Raw genomic sequence first — 13,132 nt, 5'->3', positions numbered from 1 at the left:
AAGGTCAGATTAAGTTGCATGAATCCTGAAAATACAGAAGGCTTCCTTTGTGGGAAGCCTTCTGCTAATATACTATGTTAAAAAGATCTGATACTATTGCTTTTTACGTTGCTGAATGTCCTGCTGACGCTTCTGCATATCTGCCTGGCGTTTCTGCATTTCTTCCAGTTTACCCTGCCATTTTGATTTGCCGGCAGGTTTCTTTTTATTCTCCTGGATCTGTGCATGGATCTTATCGTGATTCACGAAGAACTTCTGGATCACCCACTGCAGACCAATACTGATCACGTTAGACAGGAAGTAATAGAAAGTCAGCGCTGATGCCAGGCGGTTGAAGATACCCAACAGCATAACCGGGAATACATACGGCATATATTTCATTACCGGATTGCTCTGATCGGCCATTCCACGGTTATTGAACGCCAGCATTAAGCTGGTAGCGGTCATCAGCAATGTAAACAAGCTCACGTGATTACCGTAGAAAGGAATAGTGAACGGCAGGTCCAGGATGGAATCGTAGGCAGAAAGGTCTTTTGCCCAGAGGAAACTTTCCTGTCTCAGTTCTATCGATGATGGGAAGAAGCTATACATCGCTACCAGGATAGGCAACTGCATTACGGCTGGTAAACAACCTCCGAGCGGGTTTACACCAGCGCTCTTGAATAACTTCATCTGCTCCATACCGAATGTCTGCTGGTCATCGGCATATTTTGCTTTCAGTTCGTCTATTTCTGGTTTCAGCACTTTCATTTTAGCCTGAGATACATAACTCTGGTAAGTGAATGGCGCTATCAGCAAACGGATAAACAGGGTAAGCAGGATAATAATGATACCGTAGTTACCAATAAATCCGCTTAGGAAGTTGAACACAGGGATGATCACCCATTTGTTCACATATTTTACGAAAGCGAAAATACCGGAACCCAACGGGATGATACTTTCCAGACCAATATCAAAAGACTTCAGGGTCTTATAGTGGTTAGGACCGTAGTAAATCTCTATCGGGAATGTAAAATCATGTGCACGGTTGTAAGGGATCTCCAGTGTAGCAAAGGTCTGTCCTACGATATTACCACTTTCCGGTACTTTGGTGTTTACCTCTGCACCTGCAAAACGGGCCTCATTTCTGGCTATCAGGGTGGTGTTGAAGAACTGTTGTTTTACACTCAGCCATTCGAGCCTGGTATCCAGTTTCTCGTGACTTGTACGTCCCAGCGTGAAATAGTCATGCTTTCCGTCTGTATTCCGGTAATGTACCTGGTTGTTCAGACGTTCGTTCTGCATGTCTTTTTCCTGCTTGTCGTTCTGGGAATCCCACTGCAGGCTCAGTGTTTTCTGACCCGCTGGTAATACATTTTCCAGGCCGATTGCATGGATATCGAAATCCACGGCATAACCATCCTGTTTTAAAGTATATACAAACTCCAGGTACTGACCAGGGTTGGAGGTAGGCAGACGGTAGGCAATAGCCTGGCTGCCATCTGGCAGTTGCTGTACATTACCCCCGGTAAAGTACAGGTCCGCGGTATTTAATAAGGTATTATTATTAGCAGGGACCTGCAGGGAAATACGGTTGAAAGAGCTGTTTACCAGCATCAGCGGTTTCCCCTGGAAATCCTTGAATTGTTTCAGCTGTACCAGTGAAGGTTGTCCACCGTGGTTGGAGAAGGTGATTTTCACTACCTTATTCTCCAGTACGGCAGTCTGCTGAGTGCCATTGGCAGCACCTGCGAAGGCACCATACGCACCGACAAGCTTGGTGGAATCGGGTACACCTGCAGTGGTGTAACTGGCGGTATCAACAGGTTTCGGCTTGTTAAGATTAGCTATGGAATCCTGGCGGTCCTTCTCTCTTTTTGCAGTAACCTGCTGTTTCTGGTTATAGAAAATGTAACCAACAAACAACACTCCCAGTAGTACAAAGCCAATGACTGAGTTTCTGTCCATGAAATTCAATTAAAATTTAGGCAGCAAAGGTAAGTAAAAGCAACAAGCTTTCAGTTGTAATCAACAAAGTTAATACCTCGTTGTTACTACTGAAAGCCTGCGACTTATAAATATTCATTATTGGTGGGCAATCTTTTCTTCAGCAACTTTTGCCTTATTGGTCTTGTCCTCCGCATACTGTTTGGCGGCAGCAATAAAGTGCACGAACAGTGGTGCAGGTGCCTCCACAGTGCTTTTCAGTTCAGGATGGAACTGGCAGCCTACGAAGAATGGATGATCAGGCAGTTCTACCATTTCCACCAGGCCGCTTTCCGGGTTACGGCCGGAAGGGATCATACCTGCCTTTTCAAAATCAGTCAGGTACTGTCCATTAAATTCGTAACGGTGACGGTGACGCTCGCTAATGGTAGTGCTACCATAAATAGTGGCAGCTCTTGAACCCGGCGTTAATTCGCAGGTATAAGCGCCCAGACGCATGGTACCACCTTTTACAGTGATCTTTTTCTGCTCTTCCATGAGGCCGATCACAGCATGAGGCGTGTCAGGATTCATTTCAGTAGAGTGAGCATCTTTCCAACCTATTACGTTGCGGGCAAATTCCACCACGCTCATCTGCATACCCAGGCAGATACCAAAGAATGGCAGGTTGTTCTCACGGGCATATTGTATTGCAACGATCTTTCCTTCAATACCACGATGACCAAAACCCGGAGCTACCAGCAGGCCATCCAGGTTACGCAGCTTTTCTGCTACGTTCTCCTGTGTAAGGAATTCAGAATGAATATTTTGTACTACCACTTTACATTCATTCATAGCGCCTGCGTGAATGAACGACTCCAAAATGGATTTATAGGCATCCTGCAGTTCCACATATTTACCGATCAGACCGATGGTCACCTTGGATTTCGGATATTTCAGCTTATCCAGGAAGGCGCGCCATTTAGTCATATCTGGTTCTTTCTCAATAGGGATGTGCAATTTCTTCATACAGATCACATCCAGCTTCTCACGCAGCATTTCCAGCGGCACTTCGTAGATGGTACTCATGTCTGTAGCCTCGATCACAGCGTCTACCGTCACATTACAGAACAGCGCTATTTTCTTTTTCAGATCATTGTACATCGGCTCTTCCGTACGGCATACGATCACATCAGGATGCACTCCGTTCTCACTCATCATTTTCACAGAGTGTTGCGTAGGCTTGGTTTTCAATTCCTTAGCCGCACGCAGGTAAGGGATCAGGGTCAGGTGTACCACCAGGCAATCCTGCTCGTCCAGCTCCCATTGTAACTGACGAACCGCCTCAATGTAAGGCAGGGACTCGATATCACCCACAGTACCACCCAGCTCGGTAATAACGATATCATATTTACCGTCTTTACCCAGCAGCAGGATCCTGCGTTTGATCTCATCAGTGATGTGCGGTACTACCTGTACAGTTTTACCCAGGTAGGCGCCTTCACGCTCCTTGTTAATAACAGTCTGATAAATACGGCCGGTAGTGACGTTATTCGCCTGGGAAGTAGGCGTGTTCAGAAAACGTTCATAGTGGCCAAGGTCGAGGTCAGTTTCGGCGCCATCTTCAGTTACATAACACTCACCGTGTTCGTAAGGGTTTAATGTTCCCGGATCCACATTGATATACGGATCAAATTTCTGAATAGTCACTCTAAAGCCACGAGCCTGCAATAATTTCGCCAGCGAAGCAGCTATAATTCCTTTACCCAACGAGGAAGTCACACCTCCCGTAACGAAGATATATTTTGCCATAAAATCTAAAAATTCTGTAGAATATACTTGACCTAAAGAGAAGCGCCGGACGACTTTTGGTGTAACCAGTCAAGTAAAAATAACTTCCGAAGGTCATGCAAAGTTAAGACAAATTTAAAGTGCTCCAAAAGGGTTTTTCATATTTCGTTGCAGCCGTAATTATAATACCTTCATAATAAGCCACTTCCATGCAAAATTGAAGCTCATAATTTTATCTGATACCGAAATCCCACTGTGGTATTGCATTTCTTGCGTCTGTCAGGAAACTTCTTGCTAATTTTGCGCCGTAACAAATCAGCATATGACATTAACGCCCAAGCGAGCGCAGGATTCCGTGATCCAGATGACGGAACTGGTATTGCCCAACGACACCAACACTTTCGGTAACCTGATGGGAGGCCGCCTCATGTACTGGATGGACATAGCAGCCGCACTCGCTACCATGAAACATTGCAGTGCACCAGTGGTAACTGCTTCCGTAGATAACATTTCTTTTGAAACCCCCATCAGGCTGGGTAACGTAGTACATATTGAAGCGAAGGTGAGCAGGGCGTTTTCCACTTCCATGGAGGTACACCTGCGGGTATGGGGAGAAGACCCGGTACAGCAGTACCGTTATAAGTCCAACGAGGCCTTCATGACCTTCGTAGCACTGGACCCCAATGGAAAATCCAGGCAGGTACCCCAGATCATTCCGGATACTGAAGAAGAAAAGCTATTATATGAAGGCGCTATGCGCAGACGCCAGTTGCGCCTGATCCTGAGCGGTAAGATGAAACCTCAGGATGCAGAAGAACTGAGGGCATTATTCATTTAAACCAATCAGCATCTCCCCGGAAATTCCGGGGAGCCCGCTTCTATACTGTCAGCTTTCCCCCTCCCATTCTTTATAAAACTTCTCCAGGAAAGTCTCCATAAAAGCATGTCTCTCCATCGCCATCTGGCGACCAGTTGCCGTATTCATTCTATCCTTCAGCAATAACAGTTTCTCATAAAAGTGATTGATAGTCGGGGCGGTGCTATTCTTGTACTGTTCCTTCGTCATATAAAGATCAGGAGCAATACCGGGGTCGTATAGGGCCCTGTTCTTAAATCCACCGTAATTAAATGCGCGGGCTACGCCAATGGCGCCAATAGCATCCAGCCTGTCGGCATCCTGGACTACGGCCATTTCTGCAGAATGGAAGGTACCGGCATTATGTCCTCCTTTGAAAGAAATATGCATAATGATGTTCACCACATGTTGGATAGTCGCTTCCGGCACACCTACAGATTCCATGTAGGAACGGGCTTTCCGCGGCCCCACACTTTCATCACCATTGTGGAACTTGGAATCGGCGATGTCATGCAGCAGCGCACTGAGTTCCACCACCAGCAGATCTACCTTTTCGCTGGCAGCGATCTTTTTAGCCAGCTTCCATACCCTGTAAATATGCCACCAGTCATGTCCGCCTTCGGCGCCTGCCAGTTCTTTCTTTACAAATTGTTCTGTCTGATTGATCAGTTGCTGTGCATCTGCATTGTATTGGATCATAAGGCCAAATATATTATTTCCCTATGGCAGCAGCAAAATGTAGGGCATGCAATAACAGGAAAAACGAAGAAAAGGAGAAACTGAAAAGAGGTCCCATAGCATAGTTTGGTTTAGATTCTTCATTTTGTGGTAACCTTCTTTCCTTCTTTCGGTTTCTCCCCCCTGTATTCCGGCATGCAATTGTAGAATTAGTCAGGGATCTTGCTTCACTAAGATTTTCTTCGTCTTTCCTTTTGGATGGCTTAAATATCCGATGGATCAATTTGGTGCATGCAGCCACGCTGTTGTTATTGAATTTTAATGGCGGTTTGGTTATTACGATTTAGATTTTAAAAATGTCCCCTTAAAAAAGGGGACAATAGCCTCATCGCTTTTAAGCGATTTAAATTCTGGTTGATAAAACTATAAAGAGCGTTTATTGCTTCCGGAGAGAATACCTTATCGAGGCCCCTTTTGGGCCCCGATATATAAGGTATATACTTCAGGGAAGCGGGAATATTTTTATATTGGCGCGGCGCAAGACGGGGAAAAGTGCGTGAACCCTGACTGCGAGGTCAAAAAATTTACTGGCCTTGCTGACCCTAGTACGGGGCTCTCCCCGTCTCTTACCGCTGAATTGTTTAGTTTTGGACATCCCCTTTCAGTATGTCAATATTGTTTATAAATCTGTTCTTTGAAGCTATTCATATAAGGAGACACACATATTATAAATATTATAATTTATATAACAATCCTGACTTCATTTAAAAAACAGTGATCATAAATCATTATTACATTATAAATGTAGCAATCACCAGTCATATTTCAGAATGATTTAAGCCAAAATATAAATATATTTTTATTCATAATGTAATAAGAAAGTAGTGAAAAGTAGATGAAAGGGGTTGAAACAGGAATACTATTTTAACTGAAACAAATCGAATATTACAGGGAACGGAACACAGGAATGCCCCGATACTTATCGGTAAACGGTGTGATTGGGACGACAAAAGGGGAATAAAATGGGTTAATCTTTCCGCACCAGTACGTCGGTGATCCTGTTCAGTTGCTTTACTTTTTCTGTAAAATCGCCTTTAATACGCTCTCTGATCACCTGCAGCTTATCCAGCACATCATTAATAGAGGCGGGGATCACCTCCTGCAATACTTCTTTCAGACGTTTGGCAACGGTAGGGGATTTTCCGTTGGTGGAGATAGCTATCTTGAGGTGGCCTTTCTGCACAATAGAACCTAAATAAAAATCGCACAGTTCAGGCGTATCGGCTACATTGATCAATACCCGGCTGCATTTTGCCTTTTCCCAGATATACATGTTTAATTCCTTGTCACTGGTAGCAGCAATGGCCAGGTCTTTTCCCAACATATCACCGCAGGAGAATGGTTTCTGGATCAATTCCACATTAGGCGCATGTTTTACCAGTTCTGTCAATTCAGGCTGGAACCAGGTGGCTACTATAGTAATATTGGCCTCCGGACAGTTCTCCAGCAAAGCATTTACTTTTTCATGACCTATGTTTCCCCCTCCTACAACCAATACATGCAGGCGATTCAATTTAAAAAATACCGGGAAAAGATGATTTTCTTCCATGATAGTGCGATTACTGATTACACATGACAAATTACGCATCTGCCCTTTAATCCGGACTTCCCGTAATTTATCACGTGTAATTTATAAGTTATACAGCTATTTTCAGTTGTTCTGCTATCCTTTCCTGTACGGCCTGGAAGGCTTCATGAAAACGCACCACTTCTCCTACTACGATAATTGCCGGATTACGCAGGTTATCGCGTAAGGCTATTTCTTTCAGATCGGCTACATTTCCTATGCCTATCTTCTGGTCAGGCAGTGTGCCATTCTGGATAATGGCGGCCGGCACATTGCCTTTCCCCTGTGCTACGTATGCTGCTGAGATCTCCTCCAATTTGCCCATCCCCATGAGTACTACTACTGTAGTATTTGCCTGGACAGCATACGCCAGGTCACGGGCTAAGCTCCCACGCTGTGTGGTACCGGTCAGGACCCAAAATCCTTCACTCACATTACGCGCTGTAACAGGTATCCTATTGATACCGGGTACAGAGATAGCACTGGTAATGCCAGGCACTACTTCCGTATCGATGTTGAATTGCTGGGCGAAGGCCAGTTCCTCCTGTCCCCGGCCAAATACGAAAGAGTCTCCACCTTTGAGGCGTACCACGCTGCCATAAGTTAGTGCATATTTCACAATCATGCGGTTGATCTCATCCTGCGAATACATATGCATACCCGCACGCTTACCAACGAAGCGCTTCAGACAATTGCCGGGCGCATGCTCAAGCAATTCATTATTGGAAAGTGCGTCGTAAAGGATCACCCTTGCCTGCTGTATGGCCTTCAGGCCTTTTACAGTGATCAGCTCAGGATCTCCCGGGCCCGCCCCTACCAGTGTCAATTTCGGATGTATAGTCTGCATAGTGTACATTTAATAAGATGTGATAACCGCAAGCCTTTATTGTGCTATAACTGTTGCTGTCTGTTGTCTGAGTGACTGCGCCTGCTGGTAGAAATCTGATGCCTGTTGATAATATTGTTTTGCAAAGCTTTCAGAAGGTTCGTTCTGGTTGATCTGCAACACCAGTGTTTTAAAACTACCGTCCAGTGACCATTTGCCGGTTTCAACAAAATGTTTGTCGAAATCGTTGATGATACCTGTCTGTGTATTACAACTTACGCCCTCACCCAGTAACAGCGCTTTCGCAGTCTGTACAAAAGTGGAGTAAGAGTGATAAATGCTGTCGGCATATTGCTTATCATTCAACGCAGTCTGGCTCCATTGCAGCTTTTCCTCCCCTTCAAACAGTAGGGTCGCCACCAGGTCTATCACTACGCTGGCACACTCGCCCACACCAATAGCTGTTGCAAATTGGTCACCCTGGCCCCAGTCAACAAAATCTTCATCAATCAGTGAATTCAGATCTGTTAACGGTTTCAGAAGATCGTAGAAATATTTTTCACCCTGACGGTCGTAATAGTCATTGAATTTCTCTTCTTTCTGACCATTCGTTGCGAAGTCGTTCAGCAAAGAACGCAGCACATCAGGACCTCTTTTACTTGGCACTTTGATCACTTTATCAGCAACACGACCTACACCATTTCCTACAATTCCACCGCCCAGGAGCACCTGCAATGCCGGTAATACTTTACCACCACTTTTCAGTGAACTGCCATGAAAACCAATGGAGGCAATGCCATGCTGGCCACAGGAGTTCATACAGCCACTGATCTTGATCTTAATGTCCTTGTTGTATACCAGTTCAGGAAATTCTTCCTGGATCACCAGTTCCAGTGCTGTAGAGATACCTGTACTGCTGGAAATAGCCAGGTTACAGGTGTCAGTACCAGGACAGGCAGTGATGTCAGCAATACTGTCGAAACCCGGTTCAGCAAAACCTGCAGCTTCCAGCGCACTGAATACATATGGCAGATGTGCAGGCTGGATATATTTCAGTAGTAAACCCTGATTGGCAGTTACACGTACATCATTAGCCACAGCTGGTTTGAGCGCTTCTATCAGCTGACGGGATATTACAGAACTGATGTTTCCCAACGGCACCCGTACATAGGCAGCATAATAGTCGCCCTGACGCTGTTGGAAGACATTCGTCTGTTTCCAGGCTTCATATTTCTTCGGATCCTTAATTGTGTATGCAGGCAATACCGCGTCAGCTGCCGGCAGTTCCGGTGCTGCCCAGGTATCTGCATCTATATGGAAGGATTTTGATTTAATAGCGATACGCTCTTCAGCTACCAGGCGCTGAAATTCTTCAAAACCAATTTTCTGTATGAGGAACTTCATACGTGCCTTGTGACGGCTGGCCCTTTCACCGTGGCGGTCAAACACACGCAAAACTGCTTCGATATATGGAATGAGCTGGTCTTCTGTCAGGAACTCATGACCAACATGCGCCAGATAAGGCTGCGCACCCAGGCCACCACCTACGAGTATTTTAAAACCACGCACTTCCCGTCCGTTTTCCTGACGCACCTTAGGTATTACGCCGATATCGTGCATAAACGCCCAGGCGGTATCAGCATCGCTGCTGGAAAAGGCCATCTTAAATTTACGACCCATATCCTGGCAGATAGGGTTACGCAGGAAATACCTGAAGGTTGCATCTGCATAAGGCGTAACATCAAAAGGTTCCTCGGGGTCAATACCTGCCTTGTCGGAAGCTGTAATGTTACGAACCGTATTACCACAGGCCTCTCGTATGGTGATATCGTCCAGATCCAGTTTACTCCACAGTTCAGGTGTCCTTTCCAGGCTCACAAAGTGGATCTGGATATCCTGACGGGTGGTCAGGTGCAGGTTACCTGTAGAATATTCGTCTGATACGTCTGAGATACGTTTCCATTGTTCCAGCGTCATCTTACCATAAGGCAGTTTGATACGGATCATCTGTACCCCTGCCTGACGCTGGCCATAAATACCTCTTGCCAGACGCAGGCTACGGAATTTTTCTTCCGGGATCTGTCCGGCGCGGAATTGGCGGATCTTCTTCTCCAGTTCTATGATATCTTTCTCAACCACGGGATTTTCCAGTTCGGTTCTGAAGCTTTGCATAGTGAATATTTTCTTGGTGGTAAATTATCAGATGTTAAAACGTTATACTTCCTTATCTTCTATAAAACACAGAGCCCCCGCACATTAAGTCGGAGGCTCTGTATATTTTGATTTGATTCCGATTGATCAATTTCCTTATACATCTACGCCTCCATGGCTACCATCGCAACGGAGCAATGGCATCCACGACACAAAAACCTGCTATTCATTCCTATATTTCCCATTAGTTTAGTAGACTATTACAAAGTTAAAAATATAGGTCAGAATTCCAAAAGTAATTTTGCCCCCTAAAACGGGGAGGGACAGCCCTTTTCAAGACCGGCCGGAACGGTATATTTTCCCGGAATCTGCTGGTATGCCTGCCTGTACTGGAAAGTAGACTCCCTGCACGCTCCTACTGTCATAACCAATGATTATACAGGATAACTATTATTTATGCTGACAACGCGCTGTATTACTTTCTCCCCTCTCTGTCTTAACTTTGCGACGCAAGAACAAATGAAAAGCGCATGATAAATACGGTGATTTTTGATATGGACGGGTTATTGATAGATTCTGAGCCACTTTGGGGAAGAGCCATGAGAGAGGTCTTTGCGACGGTTGGGGTAGAGCTCTCCGCGGAATTGACCAGTCATACTACCGGCCTCCGGACAGCAGAAGTAGTGGATTACTGGCAGAATTATTTTAAGTGGGAAGGAAAAGATAATCAGCAGGTTACCAACGAGATAATTGATGCTGTTATCAACAAGATACTGGCAGAAGGTGAGGCAATGGAGGGACTGGAATACATACTGGACTATTTCACAAAAAAGAACTTCAAAATCGGACTGGCATCCTCTTCTCCCCTACGTCTTATAGAATCTGCAGTTGACCATATGGGTATCAGGGACAGGTTCCATGCTATTTCTTCAGCAGAATTTGAATCGCATGGCAAACCTCATCCGGCAGTATACCTGGCCTGTGCTAAAAAACTGGGCAGCACACCGCTGGAGTGTCTGGCTTTTGAAGATTCAGTAACAGGCATGACAGCCGCTAAAGCTGCACGCATGAAAACGGTGGTTGTACCTGAAGCACATAACCGTCAGAACAAGCGGTATGCATTGGCAGACGTACAGCTGGATTCCCTGCTGGAATTTAATGATGAGATATTAGCTCGTCTGCAGGCCTAAAGCCGGGACGAAGGCAGCAGATAAAGCTACAACATCAGCAATGCTATAAAAGAAGAAGGGTGTCCCGTTACCGGAACACCCTTCTTTGTATTTCAACAACCTAAAAAGCTTATTCACCTTTCTTCTCGTCGCCTTCATCTTTCTTCAGCTTCTCTCTCAGTTCAGCCAGTGCACCCAGGTCGCCAAGAGTAGCTTTTTCTACTTTGCTCTGGATGGTTTTCACAGCCTTACGAGTTTTGTCAGCGTCAGCTCTCTTTTCTTTGGCAACTGCTTCTTTCTCCTCGTTTTTAGCCTGTTCCCACACTCTTGTATGAGATACCAGTATACGTTTTTCGCTGCGGTCGAATTCAATGATCATGAATTCTTTCACATCTTCAACGCTGATAGGTTTCTCATCTTCAGTGCGCAGGTGACGGGCAGGAGCGTAAGCTTCCAGACCATACTGCAGTTGAACAGTAGCGCCTTTTTCATCTTTCTTCACTACAGTACCTTCATGAACGGATCCAATCGGGAAGATAGTTTCGAAAGTGTTCCAAGGATCTTCTTCAATCTGTTTGTGGCCCAGGCTCAGTTTACGGTTATCCTTGTCAATACCCAGGATTACCACTTCGATCTCGCTACCCACTTTAGTGTACTCACTTGGGTGGTTGAAGCGTTTGATCCAGCTCAGGTCAGAGATGTGGATCATACCACCGATACCAGTTTCCAGCTCAACGAATACGCCATAAGGAGTGATGTTCTTCACGATACCTTTGTGACGGCTGTCCAGCGGGAATTTAGTTTCGATAGTAGCCCAAGGATCTTCTGTCAGTTGCTTGATAGACAGGCTCATCTTACGCTCTTCCTTGCTCAGGGTCACTACCACTGCTTCGTATTCTTCACCTAATTTGAAGAATTCTTTAGCATTGATAGGAGTAGAAGCCCAGGAGATCTCAGATACGTGTACCAGACCTTCTACACCAGGCAGAATTTCCAGGAATGCACCGTAATCTTCGATGTTCACTACCTTACCTTTTACGCGCGCACCTTCAGTGATGTGTGCAGGCAGGGTATCCCATGGGTGAGGAGTAAGTTGTTTGTAACCAAGGCTGATACGTTTTTTCTCGTCGTCGAAGTCCAGTACCACCACATTGATCTTCTGATCCATCTGGAGTACTTCGCTTGGGTGAGAGATACGTCCCCAGCTGATGTCGGTGATGTACAGCAGACCATCCAGACCACCCAGGTCGATGAATGCGCCGAAATCCGTGATATTTTTGATAGTACCTTCCAATACCTGGCCTTTTTCCAGTTTGGAGATAATATCCACTCTCTGCTGTTCGATATCGCTTTCGATAAGCGCTTTGTGTGAAACAACTGCGTTCCTGATGGCCTCGTTAACCTTAACCACCTTGAATTCCATTGTTTTGCCTACAAACTGGTCGTAGTCGGTAACAGGCTTAACATCGATCTGAGAACCTGGCAGGAATGTTTCCATACCATAAACGTCTACGATCAAGCCGCCCTTGGTTTTGCTGGTAACAGTACCAGTAACCACTTCGCCGGTTTTGTAAACTTCCACGATTTTTTCCCATGCACGCTGTTGGCGAGCTTGTTTACGGCTCAGGTGCAGGTTACCATCGCGGTCTTCTTTTTCAACAACCAGTACTTCTACTTCATCACCTACTTTCAGTCCCTGCAGATCGCGGAATTCGTTCAGAGAGATCAGACCGTCAGATTTGAAGCCGATGTTGATCACAACGTCCGTTTTGGTCAAGCCAACTACGGTACCTGTGAGCAGGCCGTTTTCTTCGATCACTTTAAAAGTGTTGTCGTACGTTTCATCGTACTTCGCTTTCTCTTCTTTGCTGTAAGAAGATACATTGCGTTTGTCCACGCTCCAGTCGAAGTCATCGTGAGCGGTTTCTACAACAGGCGCCTTTTTTGTCGCTGTTTCTACCTGAGCTGCTGCTGCAGGCACCTGTTGTTCAGCGTTTTGTTCGTTAGTAATGTTGTTTTCTGCCAAAATTTGGTTCCTCCTTTTGTAATAAAATTCTTCCGGATTTTAGGCCCGAAAGTTTTAATTGGACGGCAAAGATACTTAATAATCATTAAAAAATAAGCAATTT

At 45.4% G+C, this 13,132-nt stretch carries 9 protein-coding genes; 2 read left to right on the top strand and 7 right to left on the bottom strand.

Annotation, left to right across the window (positions count from 1 at the left end):
* Positions 1-93 precede the first annotated feature (93 nt).
* Both yidC and CLV42_RS11040 read right to left on the bottom strand, forming a co-directional pair.
* On the bottom strand, positions 94-1,947 hold the full coding sequence (gene yidC, locus CLV42_RS11045; protein WP_106601984.1) for a membrane protein insertase YidC: 1,854 nt from the start codon (positions 1,945-1,947) through the stop codon (positions 94-96).
* A 117-nt stretch (positions 1,948-2,064) separates the two neighbouring features.
* Complete coding sequence (locus tag CLV42_RS11040; RefSeq protein WP_106601983.1) at positions 2,065-3,717, bottom strand: CTP synthase; 1,653 nt, start codon at positions 3,715-3,717, stop codon at positions 2,065-2,067.
* Between the two features lie 301 nt (positions 3,718-4,018).
* Here CLV42_RS11040 and CLV42_RS11035 point away from each other — a divergent pair, with 301 nt between their 5' ends.
* Positions 4,019-4,534 (top strand): acyl-CoA thioesterase, encoded by a 516-nt coding sequence (locus CLV42_RS11035; protein WP_106601982.1) that lies wholly within the window; start codon positions 4,019-4,021, stop codon positions 4,532-4,534.
* Between the two features lie 48 nt (positions 4,535-4,582).
* On the opposite strand, the gene CLV42_RS11030 is transcribed toward CLV42_RS11035, so the two are convergent.
* The 4 genes from CLV42_RS11030 to CLV42_RS11015 all read right to left on the bottom strand — a co-directional run bounded on the left by CLV42_RS11030 (position 4,583) and on the right by CLV42_RS11015 (position 9,855).
* Positions 4,583-5,251, bottom strand: a complete 669-nt coding sequence (locus CLV42_RS11030) for an HD domain-containing protein (protein ID WP_106601981.1) — start codon at positions 5,249-5,251, stop codon at positions 4,583-4,585.
* Between the two features lie 1,006 nt (positions 5,252-6,257).
* On the bottom strand, positions 6,258-6,839 hold the full coding sequence (locus CLV42_RS11025; RefSeq protein WP_106601980.1) for a precorrin-2 dehydrogenase/sirohydrochlorin ferrochelatase family protein: 582 nt from the start codon (positions 6,837-6,839) through the stop codon (positions 6,258-6,260).
* 88 nt (positions 6,840-6,927) lie between these two features.
* Complete coding sequence (gene cobA, locus CLV42_RS11020) at positions 6,928-7,704, bottom strand: uroporphyrinogen-III C-methyltransferase (protein WP_106601979.1); 777 nt, start codon at positions 7,702-7,704, stop codon at positions 6,928-6,930.
* Positions 7,705-7,740: 36 nt separating this feature from the next.
* Positions 7,741-9,855, bottom strand: coding sequence for a HEPN domain-containing protein (locus CLV42_RS11015; RefSeq protein WP_106601978.1), 2,115 nt, complete (start codon positions 9,853-9,855; stop codon positions 7,741-7,743).
* A gap of 509 nt (positions 9,856-10,364) precedes the next feature.
* On the opposite strand from CLV42_RS11015, the gene hxpB reads away from it, so the two are divergent.
* Complete coding sequence (hxpB, locus tag CLV42_RS11010) at positions 10,365-11,024, top strand: hexitol phosphatase HxpB (protein WP_106601977.1); 660 nt, start codon at positions 10,365-10,367, stop codon at positions 11,022-11,024.
* Between the two features lie 109 nt (positions 11,025-11,133).
* On the opposite strand, the gene rpsA is transcribed toward hxpB, so the two are convergent.
* A complete protein-coding gene (rpsA, locus tag CLV42_RS11005) occupies positions 11,134-13,029 on the bottom strand; it encodes a 30S ribosomal protein S1 (RefSeq protein ID WP_106601976.1) in 1,896 nt (631 codons plus the stop codon).
* Between the last annotated feature and the right edge of the window lie 103 nt (positions 13,030-13,132).

Source organism: Chitinophaga ginsengisoli (genome assembly GCF_003014595.1).
Lineage (GTDB): Bacteria > Bacteroidota > Bacteroidia > Chitinophagales > Chitinophagaceae > Chitinophaga > Chitinophaga ginsengisoli.
Note: the sequence above shows the minus strand (reverse complement) of the source record. Positions and strands in the feature narration are given on the sequence as shown.

Coding starts and splice junctions, on each gene's coding strand:
- CLV42_RS11015 (WP_106601978.1), bottom strand. CDS start 9,855: ATGCAAAGCTTCAGAACCGAACTGGAAAATCCCGTGGTTGAGAAAGAT.
- CLV42_RS11025 (WP_106601980.1), bottom strand. CDS start 6,839: ATGGAAGAAAATCATCTTTTCCCGGTATTTTTTAAATTGAATCGCCTG.
- hxpB (WP_106601977.1), top strand. CDS start 10,365: ATGATAAATACGGTGATTTTTGATATGGACGGGTTATTGATAGATTCT.
- CLV42_RS11035 (WP_106601982.1), top strand. CDS start 4,019: ATGACATTAACGCCCAAGCGAGCGCAGGATTCCGTGATCCAGATGACG.
- yidC (WP_106601984.1), bottom strand. CDS start 1,947: ATGGACAGAAACTCAGTCATTGGCTTTGTACTACTGGGAGTGTTGTTT.
- CLV42_RS11030 (WP_106601981.1), bottom strand. CDS start 5,251: ATGATCCAATACAATGCAGATGCACAGCAACTGATCAATCAGACAGAA.
- cobA (WP_106601979.1), bottom strand. CDS start 7,704: ATGCAGACTATACATCCGAAATTGACACTGGTAGGGGCGGGCCCGGGA.
- CLV42_RS11040 (WP_106601983.1), bottom strand. CDS start 3,717: ATGGCAAAATATATCTTCGTTACGGGAGGTGTGACTTCCTCGTTGGGT.